This window comes from Mucilaginibacter corticis (genome assembly GCF_007558865.1).
GTDB lineage: Bacteria > Bacteroidota > Bacteroidia > Sphingobacteriales > Sphingobacteriaceae > Mucilaginibacter > Mucilaginibacter corticis.
On record NZ_VLPK01000001.1, the window covers coordinates 1851443 to 1873218 of the forward strand.

At 42.0% G+C, this 21776-nt stretch carries 20 protein-coding genes; 7 read left to right on the forward strand and 13 right to left on the reverse strand.

The genetic code is table 11. The features are described from left to right. Positions 1–78: 78 nt before the first annotated feature. A complete protein-coding gene (locus FO440_RS08055; protein WP_144247679.1) occupies positions 79–618 on the reverse strand; it encodes a hypothetical protein in 540 nt (179 codons plus the stop codon). Positions 619–625: 7 nt separating this feature from the next. Then, positions 626–1000, reverse strand: coding sequence for a DUF2746 domain-containing protein (locus FO440_RS08060; RefSeq protein ID WP_144247680.1), 375 nt, complete (start codon positions 998–1000; stop codon positions 626–628). A 331-nt stretch (positions 1001–1331) separates the two neighbouring features. Between FO440_RS08060 and FO440_RS08065 the strand changes: the two genes are divergently transcribed. Then, positions 1332–2834, forward strand: coding sequence for an alpha-amylase family protein (locus tag FO440_RS08065; RefSeq protein ID WP_144247681.1), 1503 nt, complete (start codon positions 1332–1334; stop codon positions 2832–2834). Between the two features lie 16 nt (positions 2835–2850). On the opposite strand, the gene FO440_RS08070 is transcribed toward FO440_RS08065, so the two are convergent. Then, positions 2851–4257 (reverse strand): serine hydrolase domain-containing protein, encoded by a 1407-nt coding sequence (locus FO440_RS08070; protein ID WP_144247682.1) that lies wholly within the window; start codon positions 4255–4257, stop codon positions 2851–2853. Positions 4258–4561: 304 nt separating this feature from the next. Between FO440_RS08070 and FO440_RS08075 the strand changes: the two genes are divergently transcribed. Then, a complete protein-coding gene (locus FO440_RS08075) occupies positions 4562–4909 on the forward strand; it encodes a hypothetical protein (RefSeq protein WP_144247683.1) in 348 nt (115 codons plus the stop codon). A 50-nt stretch (positions 4910–4959) separates the two neighbouring features. Here the strand turns inward: FO440_RS08075 and FO440_RS08080 are convergent, their stop codons facing one another. From FO440_RS08080 to kbl, 8 genes are all read right to left on the reverse strand, one after another. Next, positions 4960–6522, reverse strand: coding sequence for a family 43 glycosylhydrolase (locus FO440_RS08080; RefSeq protein WP_222103944.1), 1563 nt, complete (start codon positions 6520–6522; stop codon positions 4960–4962). A 172-nt stretch (positions 6523–6694) separates the two neighbouring features. Then, complete coding sequence (locus FO440_RS08085; protein ID WP_144247684.1) at positions 6695–7489, reverse strand: uracil-DNA glycosylase family protein; 795 nt, start codon at positions 7487–7489, stop codon at positions 6695–6697. A gap of 162 nt (positions 7490–7651) precedes the next feature. Further along, a complete protein-coding gene (locus tag FO440_RS08090) occupies positions 7652–8233 on the reverse strand; it encodes a TetR/AcrR family transcriptional regulator (protein ID WP_144247685.1) in 582 nt (193 codons plus the stop codon). A 3-nt stretch (positions 8234–8236) separates the two neighbouring features. Further along, positions 8237–8650 carry a Rieske (2Fe-2S) protein gene (locus tag FO440_RS08095; protein ID WP_144247686.1) on the reverse strand — a complete coding sequence of 138 codons (414 nt, stop codon included), beginning with the start codon at positions 8648–8650 and terminating at the stop codon, positions 8237–8239. 1 nt (position 8651) lies between these two features. Next, a complete protein-coding gene (gene pheS, locus FO440_RS08100) occupies positions 8652–9686 on the reverse strand; it encodes a phenylalanine--tRNA ligase subunit alpha (protein WP_186292601.1) in 1035 nt (344 codons plus the stop codon). After that, positions 9686–10102: a PIN domain-containing protein gene (locus FO440_RS08105; protein WP_144247688.1), complete on the reverse strand. Its 417-nt coding sequence runs from the start codon at positions 10100–10102 to the stop codon at positions 9686–9688. Before FO440_RS08105 ends, pheS begins: the two co-directional genes overlap by 1 nt. Continuing rightward, positions 10092–10376, reverse strand: coding sequence for a DUF6364 family protein (locus tag FO440_RS08110; protein WP_144247689.1), 285 nt, complete (start codon positions 10374–10376; stop codon positions 10092–10094). Before FO440_RS08110 ends, FO440_RS08105 begins: the two co-directional genes overlap by 11 nt. 48 nt (positions 10377–10424) lie before the next feature. After that, a complete protein-coding gene (kbl, locus tag FO440_RS08115) occupies positions 10425–11615 on the reverse strand; it encodes a glycine C-acetyltransferase (RefSeq protein WP_144247690.1) in 1191 nt (396 codons plus the stop codon). Positions 11616–11737: 122 nt separating this feature from the next. Here kbl and FO440_RS08120 point away from each other — a divergent pair, with 122 nt between their 5' ends. The 5 genes from FO440_RS08120 to FO440_RS08140 all read left to right on the forward strand — a co-directional run bounded on the left by FO440_RS08120 (position 11738) and on the right by FO440_RS08140 (position 19544). Beyond that, positions 11738–14227 (forward strand): DUF5686 family protein, encoded by a 2490-nt coding sequence (locus FO440_RS08120; protein WP_144247691.1) that lies wholly within the window; start codon positions 11738–11740, stop codon positions 14225–14227. Between the two features lie 125 nt (positions 14228–14352). Further along, a complete protein-coding gene (trhO, locus tag FO440_RS08125) occupies positions 14353–15303 on the forward strand; it encodes an oxygen-dependent tRNA uridine(34) hydroxylase TrhO (RefSeq protein ID WP_144247692.1) in 951 nt (316 codons plus the stop codon). 76 nt (positions 15304–15379) lie between these two features. Next, a complete protein-coding gene (locus FO440_RS08130) occupies positions 15380–16171 on the forward strand; it encodes a M15 family metallopeptidase (protein ID WP_144247693.1) in 792 nt (263 codons plus the stop codon). Between the two features lie 165 nt (positions 16172–16336). Next, on the forward strand, positions 16337–18739 hold the full coding sequence (locus FO440_RS08135) for an ABC transporter permease (RefSeq protein ID WP_144247694.1): 2403 nt from the start codon (positions 16337–16339) through the stop codon (positions 18737–18739). Between the two features lie 43 nt (positions 18740–18782). Next, entirely contained in the window at positions 18783–19544 is a 762-nt protein-coding gene (locus FO440_RS08140) for a DUF4846 domain-containing protein (protein ID WP_144247695.1), read from the forward strand. A 140-nt stretch (positions 19545–19684) separates the two neighbouring features. Here FO440_RS08140 and FO440_RS08145 read toward each other — a convergent pair whose 3' ends face one another. Beyond that, complete coding sequence (locus tag FO440_RS08145; RefSeq protein WP_144247696.1) at positions 19685–20011, reverse strand: hypothetical protein; 327 nt, start codon at positions 20009–20011, stop codon at positions 19685–19687. 34 nt (positions 20012–20045) lie between these two features. After that, positions 20046–21416, reverse strand: a complete 1371-nt coding sequence (locus FO440_RS08150; RefSeq protein WP_144247697.1) for a methyltransferase RsmF C-terminal domain-like protein — start codon at positions 21414–21416, stop codon at positions 20046–20048. Between the last annotated feature and the right edge of the window lie 360 nt (positions 21417–21776).

Sequence of the window (21776 nt, forward strand, 5' to 3'; positions counted from 1 at the left end):
GTCATATAATTTTTATTCTTTTTAAACGGGTTATTTATGCCGTCTAACGATTTTAACCGGGAATTTGCAAGGCCATTCTTAATGCGCTATGATCAGCGCGATAACCGCGCCTATTACCAAACCACCCAAACCAAACTTAACAGCTTTCGAGTTGCGGTCGCGTTGCTCTTTGGCCAGCAGGTCCTGCGCTTTTTTTAATTCTTCCTGGGCGGCGGTCAGGTCGGTGGTTGATTTACCTAAGCTGCTGTCAATATTATTTAACTTGCTGCTTGATTGATCGGCCATGGATTTGCTCGCGCTATACAACGAATCATACTTGCTTTTCAATTGCTGGTAGTAACCCTCTTTCACGGTGTTCAGGCTGTCCTTAGTTTGAATGATGGACATGTACTGGTCCGTCAGGCTTTTTACCTGTTTGGGATATGATTGGAATTTTGAGTAGGTCAGTTTATTTAATACAATAGCCGTATCAACTTTAATAAGCAGTAACTGGCCGTTAAAAAAACGGTTTACCTTTTCGTTCGCGGCGTCATTAAACTCGATGGTTTTTTGGGCCAAGCAATGTGTGCTTATCAACAGAAACAAAGCGGCTGTTATGGTTAGTTTTAAGGTTTTCATGATCGGTTCAATTAGCGTTTAGTATTTCCATTTCTTTAAGCAACGAATCTCTTTTTTGGGTAAGCGTTTTTACCTTGCTGTTTACCTGGCCCTGCGCTTTGGCTTCGTCAAGTTCTTTTTTCACGTTCATTACCTCTACGTTGGTTTGGATCTTGTTAATGTTGTCTTTAAAATCCTGGATATCTTTTTGCATCGCGTTTATTGAGTCGCGGGCGCTTTTTAAGTTATTAAGCGCGTCCTGGATATTGTTTTGCGACAGCGTGATGTTATTCTTGATCTCGCCCAGCTGGCTTTTTTGAAAAAGCATGATAACTACGTTAACCACCGTAACTACCAGTATGGTAATTAAGATTATCTTGAGCGTTTTGTCGGTATTTTCCATAACTGAAAAAATTAATTGTAAAACTTAGGTTAAGTATAAATTGGTTAAGGGTATCTTGATTTAAGGGCCGGAGATTGGCTGCACCGGTTTGAAGAAAGGTATTTTTAACTTGCAGGATAAATTGCTTTACCGGGGATAAAGAAACGTGCATCCATGTAAGTATAAAATAAGGTTTAATCATGTCATCAGGAATAACAGGTAATCAAATTTAAAAATAAAAATCTCTTTTCCAATAACTTACATGATTAATTATAGGTTGATAAGTTGCCCGTTTTTTTACGGGTTTATTCTTTTTTGAGTGTATAAAATCTTAATATCGCTGTTAATTAAAATGAAAAATAACATACTATTAGCATTGGCTTGCCTTGCGGCATTTGCAGGTTATGCCCAGAAAAAACAGGTTTCATTGATCCCGGCAAAACCTTCGGCAGCGGCTGATTATTTTTGTACCTGGAATGTGCAGGGCTATGTGGTTAGTTACAGTTCGACACCTGCGACAAGGCAGGCCATGAACGAGCAAAGCATTTTCGGCAATGGCAAGTTTGAGGGCTGGGCGCGCATGTTTGCTAAACTACATAAAGATCTTTTTTTGGTATTGGATGATGATTGGGAAACCCCGTTGAATGGTGATAGAAATCATTACGGAAGCTTAATTGTTAATGACGAAAGGTTCCCATCAGTAAAGGGAATGTCGCCAGCACAGAAACTTACTGTGCTATCTGATAAGGTAAAACAATTAGGCTGGAAAGGCCTGGGCCTATGGATCTGCGCGCAACAGGCACCACATTATAAAAACAATGACGACGCGGCCTACTGGACCGAACGTTTTAACTGGATGAACAAAGCCGGCATCGGCTACTGGAAGGTAGACTGGGGCCAGCAGGAAAAGAGCGCGGAGTGGCGGGCCTCGCTAACCAAACTGGGCCAAAAAATCGCACCAAACCTTGTCATTGAGCAAGCTATGACACCGGCCGTACTTTCGACCGCAGCGGCATACCGTACTTATGATGTTGAAAATATTATAGCGGTACCTCATACTATTGACCGTGTGGGAAAACTGCTGACCGCTTTGCCCGAAGGCCAGGCCGTTAGTGTAATCAATTGCGAGGACGAGCCTTATATAGCAGCCGGTTTAGGCTGCGCGACGGGTATTATGCGGCACGAATATAACGGCAAACTGCCCGACGGTAAACAAGATTACGCGTTTCCACCGGTTGGCCGCGACCTTAAAAGCAGGTTGGACGAAGTGACCCGTTGCGTGATGTGGCACCGGATAGCCCTGCCGTTTGGCATTAATAAGACCAGCGTTTTTGTTGATACCACGCTATTGCATGATTACTGGATAGTACAAGACCGCGAAACATGGATGGACCGGCCCAATGGTTTTAAAAACGCCTGGCAGGCCCCCGCCGTTATTACCCGCGGACTTGACAAACCTATCATCACCCTACAAAAAAGCGACACTATCAAACCTTATATCCTGGCATCAAAATACCCTAATGGGGCTATCGCTATCGCGTCTATCGGCCGTACCATCGGGCGCGAATACCTTACACCACGCGCCGATGTTACTTTAAAGGCTGATGCGTTGGATAAGCCTTTCGGCATATTCGGGCATTATAACAGCCTCAACATCGTTGTTGCTCAACCAGTACACTTTACCAAAGTTTTGGCGCAGGACCTTGCCGGTAATACACCTGTTGACATTACCCGACAGATTGTACACCACGGTAATAGAATAACCATACCGGGGACAATTATTGACAAAGTAGGGCTATCCGCAGCAACTAAAGGCGATAAATCAGAGCCGGGTATGGTAGTGGTGTTTAGATAATAGCAAACCCAAAAGATCAGGAAGCTTTCTGCTTTAAGATTTTCTGTATTGCTATAATTGTTTTTCCTAACTGTACTTTGTTGTTTGATAAGACCACACAACCGCTGTTTAGTTCGGGGAATATGGAGATATGCGCGGTTGATCCTTGTGTGCTGCCATTATGCTGATACTCGCGCGATGTGCCGCTGTTACGTACACCCCAGCCTAAGCCGATATCATTAACCGTTGGCCGGTGGGTAAGTTTAATGGCTGCGCTGTTTTCGGCAATTTGGGCGTTCATATAGATCAGCAGATCTTTTACTGTAGTGCATAATCCGCCGGCGGGCGAAAAATAATGTTCATCGGTAATTGGTAATATCCGGTCGTTTTCGCTGTGTGGTATGGCTATGTTGGAGTAAGGCTTTTCATTAATATACCAGGTTCTATTCATGTGCAGGGGCGATGTGATGTACTGCCTGATCAGTACCGCCATAGGCTTGCCATACACTTTCTCCAGGATGTGCCCTAAAACTGACATGCCCCAGTTTGAATAGCGGAATTTATGGCCGGGTATGGTATCAATTGTCACTTTAGAAAGCGCAGTGTAAAACCGGGCCGAGTCGTAATGTAATTCGGGATTAACAGGGTCATAACCGGCCAGGTCGCCTATATCGGCAGGTAACTCGGGTAAGCCTGAGGTATGGTTCGCTAAATTTTCGAGAGTAATGGGTACACCGTTAAAGCTAAGGTTAGGGTAATTACCCGGCAGGTATTTCCTGATATCATCCTTGAGCGATACCTTATTATCTGACACGGCTTGACCAAGGATGGTGGCCGTAAATGTTTTGGTGATAGAGCCTATTTCATACCCTGTTTGCGCGGACGGCAGCTTACCATTTTCCTTATTTGTTTCGCCGTAATTGTAAATATGTGGTTTGCCGTTTTGCAGGATACCTATGCTGAGGCTGTTAACCTTTGCATTACGGAAATAATCAAGGGCAATCGAATCAACAGCCTTATCAAGCGCAGATTTGAGCGGGTTATCTGTTAACACTTTTGGCGCATGGTCAAGCAGCACAGGCGGCACGTTCAGAAAGCCCAGTGTGGTGATCTTTTTATCCGGTTTTACCTGTAAGTGCATCACCATATCTCTTAATTCAAAATTTAACAAGTAAGACGCCACGCCTTTGTCTTCGGACTGGAAAGCAGAGCCAAGGATCTTGCCTGAGTTTTGGATCCCCTTTAAAAATCTTACCAGTTGGGCCGATGAAATATTTTTGCTGAATGATGTGTCTAAAAGGCTGTAAATATCCTGATAATCATTCCTGTTAAACTTAGACACAACGCTGTCTTTCACTTCATCATACAATGGGCGGTTAACCTGCGCGGCCACAGGCAGGCAATACAAGGACAAAAGAAAGGCTATGAGGCGAGCTGTTTTCATCAGGACATATGATTGTTTTAATCGATGAAACCTAAAACATGCCAAAGTTTTAAAATGCTTATAATTAACACTTTAAAAATTTGGTTGCTGTAAAAGCCTGTACGACAGCGAGACAACAAGTGTACGAATATGATACGCGTTGCCATGATCTGTTTAATCTTTTTGATATTCGCCAAGTTTACCGCATAATATTAAAAACACTTAAAATATATTTTAGAATGAAGTTTCAAGATTCGATCATTAGAAGACATATTAAAAATAATGACGTTACCATAATAATCGTAAATTACAATACATTAGATATATGACATCATTAAACTTTTTTAGAAAAGATGATTTGAAAACAAAGATCTCGTTGATAAAGCAAGATCTTAAAAAAATAGTATCCAATGTATGTGATGAACCAATAGTAGTATTGTCGTATGGTGTTTATGATATTAAACCTGAACATTTAATTATTTGGATAACCGTCGAGTCTGATAAAATGAAAAAATGGCTTAAATCCAACAACGCATTGAACGTTGACATACGAAAACTTTTAGATATATATGATTATCCCCAAGAAGCAAGAGATAAGGTAATAATTGATTTCGAATCACAACAAACTGTAGACAGAGAATCTGAAGGCGATTGGCATTTACATTTTAAATAAAGACATTATAGTCTCCGCACGCTCTTCAAAGAGAACCCTGTGCTTAAACCTTATTTCCCAAACACCTTAAGCTCAAATATGCTCAACGCGTTGTCTGCATTTACCGGGTCCGATTCATCCGCTGTTTTCGGGATATCAGCATGAGTGATGGTGAGGCGGACAAACCTGGCGTTAACAGGCTGCTTAACCCTGTCTGTCACCGGCGATAACTTTGCACCGGAGGCTAAACGGTCTGTAAACATCTTCCAGTTTTTTTGCGCCGCTACAGTTGCTAAACTCCCGGCATCTTTGGCGTTCAAATATTCTAATTTGTAATAATAAGCCCGGCTGGTAAATTCAAACATGGTTTCAATGCTGTCAATTTTATGGTCGGCAGCCAGGTCTACAATTATCCAGGGTTCTTTTGCGTCAAGGCCCGCATCCCAATGGGTGCCGTAGTTTTCGTCCACGGCATATTTGCCTTCATACTTAAATGAGATATCGTGCGTGCGGTAGCGTTTTGCATAAGGCCCGTTAGCATAAACCCTGTCAGACGAGGTTAAGGTTTGTTTACCCAAAGCCAGGTTTTTAGATTTAGCTGGCGCGATCTTTTTTAACTGCACACCGCGGTGTGTAGGTGTTACTTTTTTGATACTTCCGTCGGTATTAAAAAGCATTTCGTCAATGCAGGTTTGGCGCTTGCTGTCAACAAACGGAAAATGCTGGCGGTGGTATGCAATATAAGTATGCCCGTTGTAATCAAAAACCGAATGATGGCCGGGGCCAAGGATATTGTTTTTATCGTCGCGTTGTAAAATAGGCACGGTTTCAGAACTGTCCAGTTCGGTATAGGGGCCGGTAACTTCTTTAGAAACAGCGTAGCGCACATTATATTCCTCGCTGCCTTTAAACGACCACATGAGGTAATAAAGGCCCTTTCTTTTATAAATGAACGATGCCTCAAAAGCGTTCTTCAGCCCCGCAGCCAGTACGTAATGATAGCTTCCTAAAAATTCCGTAGCCTCTGTTTTGGTGAAACGCGCGTCATCGTTATCGAAAAATATCTTGCCGGCCGCGTCAAAACGGAATTTGATGATCCTGAACGGGTTCGAATTAAAGTTGAAATAAACCTTTTGGTCATCATCAACAAAAAACTGCCCGTCATAACCTTTAAAAAACATTTTACCCGGTGCTTCGCCATTGGCATCTTCCCATGGCCCCAGCGGCGAATTGCTCATGGCGATAAAAACATTAAAGTTGATGCTGTACATGAGGTAATATTTGCGCGTAGGCTGGTAGTAGATCATGCTTGGCGCCCAAACGGCGGTAGTGCCTGCAAAATCTGTCCATGATTTGGGCAGATCAATGATCTTGTTTTTCCAGGTTTTGCCATCGTAAGAGTACCAGGCCTGCGGCGGGAAAACATTGCCGCCACCGGCACCGTCATTGGTGCCGAAAGCATAGAACGCGTTGGTTTTGGCATCGTAAAAAAAGGACGCGTCGGCCAGGTAAGCCGGGATAACCGGGTTGCCGGTATGCTGTGCAAATACGCCCAGGTCTTTTACAGTCTGCGCAAAGCCCGCTGACCATATCATGACCAACAAAAAAGTTAGGTTAAGGAATATCTTTTTCACGGTTTTAAGATAGGTATTATTGGTAATTAATTACAAAATTGGCTTTTTTCGGGTTTATTTGGTTGTAATAATAGTCACAATTTAGCTGAGAGCTAAATGGATTTTGGGACAGATTTGCAAACTTTGACAAATGAGGGAATTAACTATGTATTCTCTCTCAATCTAACATATTTCAAATCGACATCACTTTGTTTGCCATATAGGCTACTTTGTTGGCAGCAGAGCAATTCATCAGAAGATTGGGATAGTGACTTGAGAACAACTTCTTCCAAGCACCATTAGCCGTTTTTGAAGGATGCAGAAACTCAATTATCTTTCCATTAGTTTTGATATCCATATTAGCCAGAGCTTGAGAAGCTTTCTTTCCATAAACAATAATAACAGATGGATTGATTAAATCAATTTCTGATTGTAATGTACTTTTAAAATGCATTAACAAATCTTGAGGAAAAGCTTCTTTTATAGCATTATCTTTCTTTAACAATATTTTATTAATATCAGTGATATATACATTAAAGTCATTGTTTAACAATGTCTCGTGAAAATCCCAGTACTCTTTTAAACTTTTTCGGCACGCATCCAAGTGACTTGCAAAAGGTGTACCTAATAGAGCATGTTGACGGGCCTCGCTAATTAAAGGGTCTAAAGGGTTTCGTAGAGGATCTTCAGCGACGATTATTGCATTCTTATTGTTGTTAGTTTTACTAATGAATATTGGCAGATCGATACCCAAACAATATGTTGCGTCATTATACTTATTTAGAAAGTCCTGATCTGAAGTATTCGGTTGAATATCTTTTCGCAGTAAATAAGGGGTTTTGTACGATATATGCGCATTTGGATCATCGGAACAGCCTTTAAAAAACAAATAAGGCGTGAGTAGCAGAGATCTATCGAAAGAAAAAGTTAAGTGTAAAGCATCCGTAAGGCGCTGAAAAGTCTTTTCGTTGAAGTTGCAAAAATCCATTATGATAGGTTTGTATATCGCAATATAGGGATATACGAATATAAACTATCCGAAATGTTTATTAATATCTTAGTCTCATTGTGCTTTGGTCTGTGACTACACTTTTAGTGATACACTATCTTATGTGAATCACTTCATTAATCATAAAGAAATTTGATGGGGCTAAATAGTTATCGCTGCCTTAACCAGGTAAGGCAGGATCTCTTTCTGGAAGGATACGAAATTCTTACGTACGTCCGAGTCGGACACAGAAGTGAACGCGAAACTGAACACAATGCTTTTGCTGCATTTGATCAAAAATCGCATGCGCTGGTGGTAGTTATCTGTTTTGCGGATAGCGGTTATGCGCGTAAATGAGGCCAGTAGCAAGTCCTCCAGCTCATTACTCAGGTTCTTTAAAAAATCCTGCGAGTTGGCGCTTTCGCGGATAAAGTCCCAGCCTATAAATTCGTTGCAAACGGTGTAGCTTAAGCGGCAGGTTTTCATGATGAGGTTACCAAGGTGGGCCTCTTCGTCCATTTCGGGCGTGTTGGTCAGTATCAGGTCGTCAACACTAACGCGGATGTAGTCCATCAGTAAGGTATGCAGTACATGCTCCTTGCTGTCAAAATACTTGTAAATTGTAGCTTTGGCTATTTTGGCCCGCTTGGCAATTTCGTTAACGCTGGTTTTGTGGTACCCAAATTTGCGAAACAGATCTTGCGCCGCACGTTTAATGCTATCTTTTATTTTATCTGCTTCCATTAATCAGTTCTGTACAAATATATTATACCCATCAGTATATGCTTGGTATTCTTTTAATGATTTTATCGCCGGTGCTTTTACTGGAGTGCCATCTTCTAAACTCCATTTTGAGCCACTACATGGATCGGTAACAGTATATGAAGGGTTATCTATAGCTAAAATACATTTATTTTGCGGTAAATAAGCACTGCAAGCGTCATACGCGGCATAAGTACCATCTGCTCTTCGATATAAAATCAAACCAGCAACACCGTATCCTTTGATATAAATAGCACCAAAGTTATGGTGTAGAACACTTAGTTTCGGATCAATAGGCATCACAAAATTAACCGAAACATTAGGGACGTAGTCGCCTGCTTTACCGCAGCCCAAGCAGCTTAGCAGCAGTAATGTTATTATCCCTAATTTTTTGACCATGCTATATAATTTCAGTTTGAAACTGTTTCAGGAAACGCTCATCGTTCTCACTAAATAAACGCAGATCACGTATAACATATTTTAGGTTGGCTATACGTTCCATGCCCATACCAAAGGCAAAGCCGGTGTAAACTTTACTGTCTATACCGCAATTCTCCAACACGTTAGGATCAACCATGCCGCAGCCCAGTATCTCAACCCAGCCGCTGTATTTACACATATTACAGCCTGATCCTTTACAGATGGTGCAAGACACATCCATTTCGGCAGATGGTTCGGTAAACGGAAAGTATGAAGGGCGGAAACGTACCTTGGTACCTTCGCCGTAAAGCTCCTGCACAAAGTGATAAAGCGTTTGCTTTAGATCGGCAAATGACACATTCTCATCAATATACAAGCCTTCAACCTGGTGGAAGAAACAGTGTGCACGGGCAGAGATGGCCTCGTTACGGTAAACACGGCCCGGCATAATAGCGCGGAACGGCGGTTTGCCGTTCTCCATCATACGCACCTGTACAGACGAGGTATGGGTACGCAAAGCGATATCATCTTTGCCATTGTTTTTCTTGATAAAGAAGGTATCCTGCATATCGCGTGCCGGATGTTCCTCTGGGAAGTTCAGGGCCGAGAAATTATGCCAGTCGTCTTCTATCTCCGGGCCTTCGGCAACTGTAAAGCCAAGGCGCTTGAATATATCTATGATCTCGTTACGCACCAAAGACAACGGGTGGCGCGAACCAACCTGGAAGTTATCGCCGGGTAAAGTAAGATCAATTTCGGATTTCGAATTTTCAACTTCAGATTTAAAAGATTCCTGCAGATCCTGGTGCTTAGCCTCTGCCAGTTGTTTAAACTGGTTCAATACCTTGCCAAATGTGCGTTTCTCTTCTGAAGAGACCGTTTTAAATTGCTCAAAAAGGTCTTTAATGATCCCCTTGGTGCCTAAAAATTTTATCCGGAACGTTTCCAGTTCATCCGCGTTAGCAGGCGAAAAGGCATTGATCTCGGCGGTGTATTGATCTATTTGGTCTTGCATTATAATGTTCTTAAAAATTGTTCGGCTGTTAAAACCGGTATTGGAAATTTTTTATAGTGTTTGATATTTCTGCTGATAATCAAATCACATTGATTTTTTTCGGCAATAAAATATTGGATGGTGTCTTCAAAATCGGCATGTTCATTATCCAACGCTTTTTTGATATCATCTGATTCAAAAGCTAGCGGATCTACAATTTTGGTCAACACTTTAAGTTGTTCTTTTGCAACCTGCCTGTTAAGATTTTTTGCCACCATGTAATGGATATTGGCAAATATCAAGGTTGATGTTTTTAAACTTAAACTACCATTTAATCCTTGTTGTAAGAGTATTTGGCTGAATGGTTCGAAAGGCTGCCTGCGTAACAGTAGATCAAGCAGGACATCACTGTCAACAAAAATGTTTTTATAAGCCATTCTTCTCTTTCAGGTATTCATATTTCACATCCCACAAATTGACATCATCAGGATATTTGCCTTTTAATATGCCTGTTAAAGACAATATCTCATCCGATATTTTCATATCCTTATATTTTTCAAGCACCGGATTTGTCTTTTCTCTCTTTGTAGCGAAGTCGGTAAGTAATTTCTTAAACAACTTAGAAACGCTTATGTCGTCCTCAGAGGCTATCCTTTTAGCCAGCTCGACTGTTTGCTCATCAGCACTTAAAGTCAATTTTGTGGTTGCCATAGCACTTTCTTTTTTATACGTACAAATATAAATAATTTATACGTAACATTATTTTATCACCCCTAACTCTTTACCAACCTTGGTAAATGCGGCAATGGCTTTATCCAGGTGTTCAACGTCATGCGCGGCAGAGATTTGTACCCTGATCCTTGCTTTGCCTTGCGGAACCACCGGGTAGTAAAAGCCGATCACGTAAATCCCTTCATCCAGCATTTTAGCGGCAAATTCCTGCGCCAGTTTGGCATCGTACAGCATTACCGGTACAATTGGGTGGACGCCTGGTTTAATATCAAAGCCTGCTTCGGTCATCGCTTTGCGGAAATATTGGGTATTGCTTTCAAGTTTATCGCGCAGCTGGGTGGTTTCGCTTAACATGTCCAATACTGCAATTGACGCCCCGGTAATGGCCGGTGCCAAAGTGTTCGAGAACAAGTACGGCCTTGAACGCTGGCGCAGCATATCGATGATCTCTTTCTTTCCTGAGGTAAAACCGCCTGACGCACCACCTAATGCCTTGCCTAAGGTGCCGGTAATGATATCAATCTTACCCATTACGTTATGATGCTCATGCGTGCCACGGCCTGTTTTACCCATAAAGCCCGAGCAATGGCTCTCATCTATCATTACCAAAGCATTATATTTTTCTGCCAGTTCGCAGATTTTATCTAATTGAGCAATAGTGCCATCCATAGAGAAAGCGCCATCTGTAACAATTATTCTGTGGCGAAGATTGGCGGTCTCTTGCAATTTAGCTTCTAGGTCGGCCATGTCATCATGCTTATAGCGATGGCGCTGGGCCTTGCACAAACGTACACCGTCAATAATAGATGCATGGTTCAACTCGTCAGATATAATGACATCCTGGGCATCAAATAAAGGTTCAAACACACCTCCGTTAGCGTCGAAAGCGGCTGCATATAATATAGTATCCTCGGTGCCTAAAAATTCGGCTATCTTTTTTTCCAGTTCTTTGTGGATATCCTGTGTACCGCAAATGAAACGTACTGATGATAAGCCGTAACCATGGGTGTCCATAGCTTGTTTGGCAGCTTCAATAACTTTGGCATTGCCCGACAGGCCCAGGTAGTTATTTGCACAAAAATTTATCACTTCCTGGCCGCCCTGCACTGTAATATCAGCCCCCTGTGGCGAAGTTATTATGCGTTCTTTTTTATATAATCCTGCTTCTTCTATTGCTGCAAGCTCTTGTTGCAAAACCGGTTGTAGTGTATTGTACATGTTGTAGTTAATTTTTGCAAAATTAAGCATTAACTGGCATTTAGCTTCAAAAGCGCGCGTTTAAAATAATAATATGGGTTAACTCAAACATTTAAGTCTTTAAAACCTTATTTGTGAACCATATGAAGAGATTTTTACTTTTAGTTTTCCTGCTGCTGAATGCTTTTATTTTTAAGGCGTCGGCGCAACAGTATATTTTGTCGGGCCATGTTACTGATCAACGCGGCGGGCCGGTTTCATTTGTATCTGTTTATATACGTAACACAACTTATGGTACCACAAGTAATGAGCAAGGAGTTTATAAGTTTAACATTGGTGCCGGCGATTATGATGTTATTTATCGCTACGTAGGCAACAAAGAACAGATAGATCACATTACCATAACTGACCATGATGTATTGCACAATGTGCAGATGGAGGATGAAGTATTTCAACTTAAGACTGTTAAGGCAGTCGACAAGCGTAACCGTGATACTGCCGCTTATACCATAATGCGTAAAGTCATTGCCAAACGCGAATTCTATTTAAATGAGGTAAATTCATACTCGGCCGCTATATATGTAAAGGGTATGCAAAAGCTTACAGGCGCGCCGAAAAAATTATTGACCAATGGGGTATCGAAAGTTTTAGATCTGGATACTAATGGCCATGGTATTTTATACCAGTCTGAGTCAATTTCCAACTACAACTTTCAACGCCCTGATAAGGTTAAAGAAATAACGGTATCATCTCGCGAGGCGGGTATTTCACCTACGTTTAGCTACAATAAGGCATCAGATCTGCAAGCTAATTTTTACGAGAACTTGTTTGAAGTAGAAGGGTTAAGCAGCCACGCGTTTGTATCGCCAATTGCAAAAAATGCTTTTAAGTACTACCGATATTATTTAGAAGGTGCTACTGTTGAAAACGGACGCACCATAGATAAGATCAAACTTATTGGCCGGAATAAAGGCGAGTACAGTTTTGAAGGATATATCTATATTCTTGACGGCGACTGGCGAATATACAGCGTAGACCTGCAACTCACCAATAAAGTGAACCGTCTTAACTTTGTGGATACCATGAAGGTTAGCCAGCAATATATACCTGTGCAGGACAATATCTGGATGCCTACATCTATACAATATAATTATAACGGCAATGTATTTGGGTTTAAGTTTGATGGATATTATGTTGGTGTATATAATAATTACAAATTTAATGTAGCGTTTCCGCCGGACTATTTTAACGGCGAGGTCATGCGGCTGGACACCAACGCCCGGATAAAAAATGCTGACTATTGGTTTAAAAACCGGCCGATACCTTTAACTGCCCAGGAAACGCGTGATTATCAGAAAAAGGACAGCATACAGCGCCTGCAAAAGTCAAAACCTTACCTTGATTCGTTACAGAAAAGCAAGAACCGCGTTTTGGTAATACCTTACACCGTGTTTGGTTTTACCATGACCAGCAGAAATAACAAGGACTCATTATATGTTTATCCTTTTAACCAAACGCTGTTTTATAACACGGTTGAGGGGGTAGGACTTAACCTGAAAGCACGGTTATCGCATACGTCTAACGATTTTAAGACTATAGGTATCACCCCTAATATCCGTTACGGTTTTGCCGATAATTTATTGAGTGCTAATATCCATTCGTATTACTATTATGATCCATTTCACGAAGGGCATTTCTTCCTTGATTTTGGTAATGATGTTTTAGACCTTAATAATGTAGGCACACGCTCGGTTTACTTTAATACATTGAGTACGTTGTTAAGTAATAACAACTACGTAAAATATTATCGCTCGGAGTTTGGCGATGTAGGCTTTATGCGCGAACTGGCAAACGGTATTTTATTTAAGGGAACGTTATCTTATGCAAACCGTACGCAAATGTTTAACAACTCCTACGCGCATATTTTTACTTCAAAAACCAGGCATTATACATCTAATAACCCATTAGCGCCTGATAGTGTCGCGGCTAATGACAGATCGGTACTGTTCCCGCAAAACCAGGCGCTGACGCTAAATACATCTGTTAAGTTTACGTTTGATCAGCAATACATTACCCGCCCTACAGGTAAGGTTTACCTGCCGTCAAAATACCCAACTTTAACCGTAAACTACCGTAAAGCTATTCCGGGTGTATTTGGCTCAGATGCTGATTACGATTTTGTTTCTGCAGATATATCGCAGGATAAAATTCGTCTTGGTGTGATGGGATATTCATCATTTAAGCTGTCAACCGGTGACTTCCTGAATAAAAACAAGCTTTATTTTATGGATTACAACCACTTTTTAGGTAACCAGGGCCGAACTTTTGACCCAACCTATGTAGGTAGCTTCCATTTCCTGCCGTTTTACCAATTTAGCGCTAACAGTTTTTACCTGGAAGCACATTACCAGCACAACTTTGCCGGATCATTGCTGAACAACATTGGCTTTATGCGTAACTTAAAACTGGAAGAGATTGTGGGCGCCAACTACCTTACGGAAAAGAATAACAAAGATTACCGTGAGTTTTACGTAGGCCTGCAACGTTTTATATTCCGGGTGGACTATGGCGTATCCTACGCCGGCAACAAGAAGTATCTACAGGGTATCAGGATCTTCTATGGTATCAGGTAAGCTAAAAGCTTAAAGCCGAAAGACCAAAGCTTTTGGGTGCTTTTTGCTTTAGTCTTTTTGCTTTCGGCTTTAATCACTAAATTTGCGCCTCATTTAACGCCGTTTGCAGCGGCATCAATGATTTTATGGGACAATACAATACACTACTTTACTATTGTTATTCAACAATAGCAGATGCGGAGCAATTTGCTGCCGATCATTTAAAATTTTGCAAATCGCTTAACCTTACCGGTCGCATTATTGTCGCCGAAGAGGGACTTAACGGCACCGTTTCAGGTTCGAAAGAATCATGTCAGCTCTATATGGATACCGTACACGCCGACCCGCGTTTCGCCTCGGTAGACTTTAAGGTTGACGAAGTGGACACCCCGTCGTTTGTGAAAATGCACGTGCGATATAAATCAGAGATCGTACACTCCGGCCTGCGCGACCCTAATATCATCGATCCGCAGAAGAAAACCGGCAAGCATTTAGAGCCTAAAGAATTTCTTGAACTGAAGAACAGCGAAGACGTAGTGATATTGGACGTACGTTCAAACTACGAACATAACCTGGGTAAGTTTAAGAACGCCATTACGCTTGACATCGAGAACTTCCGCGATTTCCCCGACAAGATCAACGAACTTGCCCAATACAAGGATAAAAAAGTGGTGACCTATTGCACCGGCGGTATCAAATGCGAGAAAGCCTCGGCATTGCTGATCCACGAAGGGTTTACCGATGTGTACCAACTGCACGGCGGTATCATTAAATACGGTAAAGAAGCCGGGGGCGAGGACTTTGAAGGTAAATGCTATGTGTTTGACAACCGTTTATCGGTAGATGTGAATACGGTTAATCCGGTTACTATCTCTACCTGTTACAATTGCGGCAAGACTACTGATAAAATGATCAACTGCGCTAACCCCGAGTGTAACGAACACTTTACCCAATGCGACGAGTGCGGCACCGTTATGGAAGGCTGTTGCAGCGATGCCTGTAAAGAGCATCCGCGCAAGCGTGTTTATGATGGCACTGGGTATTATGTAAAGGTACCGCAGCCGGTTAACGTAAAGAGCAAGATAGCGTTGGCTTAAATCATTGAAAATATGGTGAGGTGAATCACCCAAAGTGAATCACCTTATTTTAAATTAAGTTGACTAATTTGCAGCTATGGGTCTATCGGTATCGCTGATTTCTTTTCTGCTGTTATTTAATTTAAATACGCTGCCAAACAAAGTTAACCAAAGGGAACAGATCCCCGTCGTGGCACAAAAGCTGATCAGATCCTATCCTGATTTTATTACCGGCTATGCCAATAACCACATCCTGTTTAAAGACGGTACCAAACTTTTATGGGATGACGGTGGCCACGATAAGTCATTCGCGCAATTATTAAACAGTCCTGATCTTAAGGATATGTTCGTGCAAAGCTATCCGGCAGGAAAATTAGCTGACCCTCCCGCACAAAGCTACGACCCGGGACGGATAAGGAACGAGCGGTTTTTTGAGAAGATGTATGGCGCTACCGAAAAGGAGGTAAGGCGCAACCTGACGGATATAACCTGGTGCCCCAAACTTGTTGGGCAGAAAATTACGGTCACCAAAATAAACGGGGTTGATAAAAAGTTAATGCAGATCTCTAAAGAACTGGACGAACACCCCGAGTTGAAAAAATATACCATCAACATTGGCGGCACTTTTAGCTGGCGTAAAATTAACGGTACCAACCGACACAGCATGCACAGTTTCGGCATGACGATAGACATCAACACAACTTATTCAGACTACTGGCAATGGACCTGTAAATGCACCGCAGAAAACACCGCGATTAAATATAAAAACCGCATCCCTCAGGTTATCATTGATATTTTTGAAAAGCATGGTTTTATTTGGGGCGGCAAATGGTACCACTATGATACTATGCACTTTGAGTACCGGCCCGAGTTGATAAACGCCGGATAATACCCACCCGTCCGGCTAAAACCGAACATCCCCTGCATCATAAACGGACACCTGTCTAAATCCAATTAATTTATAAATTAATCATTGTCAATAAGTTAACTACTTGGCACCTGTTTTGGAAATGGTAAATAACCATTTAAACTTTGACCAATAATTACTTGAGCGATGATAAAAAACTATTTCAAAACTGCCATCAGAAACTTATCACGGCATAAGATCAACTCCGTGATTAACATTGCAGGCCTTGCCGTTGGCTTTGCCGCTTTCCTGCTGATATTTTTGGTGGTACAATATGAACAGAGTTTTGATGCTTTTCATACCAAAAAAGACAGGATCTATCGTGTGGTTCGCAACTCGACAGACAAGGTTAATCCCGGCTACCGCACCGGCGTACCTGTACCGGTTACGGCCACCTTGCGCCATGAACTGCCCGAAGTGAAAAACGCCGCCGCCATAAGCAGCGCCGGCGATGTGCAGGTGGTGGTGCCGGCAGAAAACGCATCTGCATTAAAAAAATTCAGGGAAAAAGACGGCATTTACTTTGCCGAGCCGCAGTTTTTCCAAATGTTTGATTTCAGCTTGTCAGAAGGCGACCTAAAAACTGCTCTTACCGAACCCAATACCGTATTGCTTACCAAAGCTACCGCCATTAAATATTTTGGCGATGCAAAAGGGGTAATTGGCAAAACCATTAAAATGAGCGGAAAACTTGTTAAAATAACAGGCGTGCTGAATGATCCCCCAACCAACACAGATTTCCCGATGAAAGCAGTGGTATCTTATATTACAGTTGCTGCCCGTAACGCCAATAACTGGGGCGGGATAAATGATGAGAATTATTGCTTTGTTGAACTTGCCGCCGGCGACACACAAAGCAGGCTTGACCGCGCGCTGGCAGGTTTCACCACCCGTTACATCAAACCGGTAAACCATGATTATTACCTGGCAGCGCAGCCCCTGGCCGGATTGCACTATGATGAACGCTACGGCAATTTTACCGGGCGTACTTTTAGCAAAGGCCTTATTTTGGCGCTTAACCTTATCGGTTTGTTCCTGTTGATTGTGGCATGCGTAAACTTTATTAACCTTACCGTTGCGCAGGCTATTAACCGGGGCAGGGAAGTAGGGGTAAGAAAAGTATTGGGCGGCAGCCGCTTACAATTGATGGTACAGTTTTTAGGAGAAACGGGTATCACCAGCTTTTTTGCGTTCTTGTTTTCATTGCTTATTGTTGTGTTTTGCCTGCCGGGGCTTAGCAATTTAATGGATATTCATTTATCAGCAGCCACCCTTTATAGCGGTAAGTTAATTGTATTTATGCTGGGTACATTAATTATCGTATCGCTTATTTCGGGCATATACCCCGCTTTGGTACTTTCGGGTTTTAACCCCGTGGCCGTATTAAAAGGCGGTGGTATGGGTGCTGATCATACACGGGGCGTGTTTTTCAGGCGTGGGCTGGTTGTTTTCCAGTTTGTAATAGCGCAGGCGCTTATAATAGGTACGCTGGTGGTTACTTCGCAGATGGACTACTTCCGCAATGCCGATATGGGCTTTAGAAAAAGCGCGGTCATTTATGCAAGTTTCCCGACGGACAGTGTTGCCCGTACCCGGGTTGACTACCTGCATAACGAATTAGCAAAAATACCCGGTGTTGAAAAGGTGGGCATGAGTATGTTCCCCATGGTTGATGAAGGTGGCTGGGCTACAGAGCTGCGCACGCCGACAAAGAATACGCCCGACTCATATATAGTTGTTAATATGAAGATCTCTGACCCCGGTTTTTTCAGCGTGTATAATCTCCGGCTCGCTGCAGGCAGGGCTTATTTCCCATCAGATACCATGCGCGAATATGTGGTGAATGAAACTGTGGTTAAAAGTTTAGGCATCCGCAACAATCAGGAAGCTATAGGTAAATTGATCAATGTTGGCGGGAGGATTTTACCGATAGTAGGCGTTGTGAAAGATTACCATTATAATTCGCTTCGCGATGCTATTGGCCCTATTGTAATGTCGTCCGACAAAAGGGGCTTCCATTTGGCCAGCTTGCAGATAGACCTGCGTCAATCAAAATCTGTAGTTGAGGCGATGGATCGTTTATGGGGCAAAACATTCCCGGAATACTCGTTCGAATATCATTTTATGGATCAGGCTGTCGAGAATTACTACAAACAAGAAAACCAGCTTTCAAAACTATACACCATATTTTCAGGGATTGCCATTTTTATATCTTGTTTAGGGTTATATGGCTTGATCTCATTTATGGCTGTTCAGCGTAAAAAAGAGATCGGCATCCGTAAAGTGCTTGGTGCGCCGGTAAAAAATATAGTGATGCTGTTATCAAAAGAATTTACCGTACTGGTTATCATTGCGTTTTTCATTGCCGCGCCGCTGGCCTGGTATTTTATGCACCAATGGTTGCAGAACTATACCTTCCATATTAACCTGGGCATTTGGTTTTTCGCCGCCACTATACTATCTTCGATAAGTATAGCCTGGCTAACCGTGGGTTATACGGCAATAAAAGCAGCGCTGGCAAACCCGGTAAAAAGTTTAAGAACCGAATAGAGGGGCAAATACCGGGAGTTTGCCGTTGTTTTATACTAAACCAATGAAAATCATCCTTGTATTTTGCCTTATCAGTTTATTGAGCTTTAACAAAGCCGGCGATAATGTCCTGTCGCGTTTTAAAACCCCGGTGGGTTACGCGCAGCAAAAAGTTGAGGCTGGCAGCTTTGCCGAATGGTTGCAGCAACTGCCGCTTAAACCAAAAGGCACACCAACGCGCACTTATAATGGGGCTATAGCCCGTACAGATATTTACACTGCCGCGGTAGTCGATATCAGTGTTGGCACCCAAGATTTGCAGCAATGTGCCGACGCGGTTATGCGCCTGCGCGGCGAATATCTTTATCATCAAAAAAAGTATGACGCCATATCTTTCAATTTTGTAAGCGGCTTTAAGTGCGATTATGTGCATTACGCCAATGGCTATCGCTACAAAAACAATAAATGGGTGTTAAGCGCGAAAAAGGATTATAGCTATCCTGCCTTTTTAAGATACATGAACCTGGTGTTTTCTTACGCGGGCACCTTATCGTTAGAGAAAGAGCTTAAACCGGTCAGAACGGTCAATGATGTAAGAACCGGGGATGTATTTATCCACGGCGGTGCGCCGGGTCACTGCTTTATCGTGATGGATGTGGTAGAAAATCCGCAGCATAAAAAGCAGTTTTTACTGGCGCAAAGCTTTATGCCCGCCCAAAATATCCAGGTGCTGCAAAACGGCTCGCCTTGGTTCAGTATGGATCAGCCCAGTGATATCGCCTACGGCGAACTGATCAATCCTTTTTATTTACGGCGGTTTGAGTGATTTTCGTTTTGCTAATTTTTAGACTGCTTTCAAATATTAAGATATTGTTGCTGTCAAAGATTAGCGTATTAGCAGCTTTCTTGTTTTATTGCCATATACAACTTGAAAAGAATGAGCAGAGATAACATTTTTGCATTTTATTATCTTATAAAAGCAAGCCATTCTTGTAATAATTGTAAAAAATCAGAAATTGGAATTCTTCTGTTTAAATAATTTATTTGGACAGTTTTTTCGGTTGGAAAAATTTGCAGTGATGAGCCTCTGACTTCGCCCCATTCTTCTTGAACTGGAATGCCGTGTAATACTTTTTGTAAATCTTCTATTTGGATTTCCGTTATTCTTACCTCACAATTGCTTAAATGATTTGCGATTTCAGCATTATTTATATCAGTTGAAATTGCAAAGTAATATAAGTCACCTGAAGGTGTGGTTTTCTTTTGAAATGTTATGCCGTATTCTTCTTTCATTGGCTAAATTGTGGTTGATTCCAATAAATAATTATCACTTTGGTCCCTGCGATAAAATCCTTAACTCTTTAGGATAATAATTATTAACCCGGTTGGGCAGTAACTTGGCCCAGCCAAGCGCCTGGCCCTGGTAGGTCATCAGGCTCCAACCTTTTTTGGCCTCATTAATGATAAGGTTCTCGCGACGCAGATACAATATAGCGTCATCATAGCTAAGTTCTGTCTCTGCTACCGCATTCTTATTAACTATAGTACTTAAAGCCAGCTCATGGTCAGCCACCAGATCGCGCCCTGCCAGTTTGCCAATGCGCACACCCGATTTTTTAATATATAAATGATGCTGTAATAAATTCAGGCTTTCTTTATGCTGCTGGTTTATGGCCAGCCAATCATCATTCATCTTAAAAAAGTAATAATTGGCCGGGTCATTAATATAAGGTTTAACCAGGTCAAACTCGGTATTTACCAGTTTCTGGTTCTTGTTGTTTTTAAAAGATATTAAATTGCCGCTGCTTTCCTTCTTTTTTAAGCACGATACAAACAAACCCTCGCCTTTAACCTTGCCGGGATAAAAACGATACCCCCATGCCTTTTTCTCTGCAGATTGCGTTTCAACAATTCCCCAGTCTACATTAATAGGTATGCGAATAGTTTCCAATTCAAATTCGGTACAAAGCCAATCCAATATGTCCTCGTTTTCCTGGTGCGAGTAAGAGCAGGTACTATATATAAGGTAGCCGTCTTCGGTTAGCGCCGGGTAGATATCGGCCAGTATACGTTCCTGCCGCTGGTGGCAAAGGTTAACATTGGCCTCGCTCCATTCGTCCATAGCTGCGGGGTCTTTCCTGAACATGCCCGAGCCTGAACATGGCGCGTCAACTAATATAATATCGAAAAAGCCATGCAGGCGGTTAAAGTCTTTTGGGTCGTTATTAGTTACTATGGTATTTGCTGTGCCCCATCGGCTCAGGTTATCGGCCAGGATAGGTACGCGTGTTTTAATGATCTCGTTAGCCACCAACAGGTCGTCGGGCGTCATGGCCGAGTTTAATAAAGTGCTTTTACCACCGGGCGCGGCACACAGGTCAAGTATTTTTACAGGCTCAGCTGGTTTGATCTGCTTTAATATATGGGCGATAAACATGGACGATGCCTCCTGCACATAATAACTGCCGGCATGAAAAAGCGGGTCGAAAGTAAAGGATGGGCGGGTATCTAAATAAAAACCTTCGGGGCACCAGGGGACCTGGTCATCGGTTTTTAACGTTGTTTTTTTAAAAGGATTGACTCTTATTGAGGTTGGCGGCTCATTATTTTGATGCGCTTCAACAAAATTTACGCGGTCAAAACCGGGCTCGTCACTTAATGAATCAATAAAATTAGCAGGAAATTGATGGTTTTGCATGTGATTTCAAATATACAAAATCAAAAATTTCCCCGGTATTTATCAGTAAATGTTATTTGTAATTGCTGTTTTTCAGCAGGTTATAAACATTGTTGAAAAAAGTGAAGATTTTCTTTGCCGGATAGCAGATTCTTCCTACATTTGCAACCCGCTCAATCAAAAAGGGCGGTTGTTTTTTGAAAAGCGAAGGTTAAAAATAAATATTAAAAAAGTAAAATAAATACTTTGCAGATATCGATTTAAAATGTACCTTTGCAACCCGCAAACGAAGGATCTGAGAAGTTCAAAAGTGAGCGAAGCCCCCTCAAATTATTTTAAAATAAATTTGGGAAAGAAGAAAAAGGTTTATACCTTTGCAGT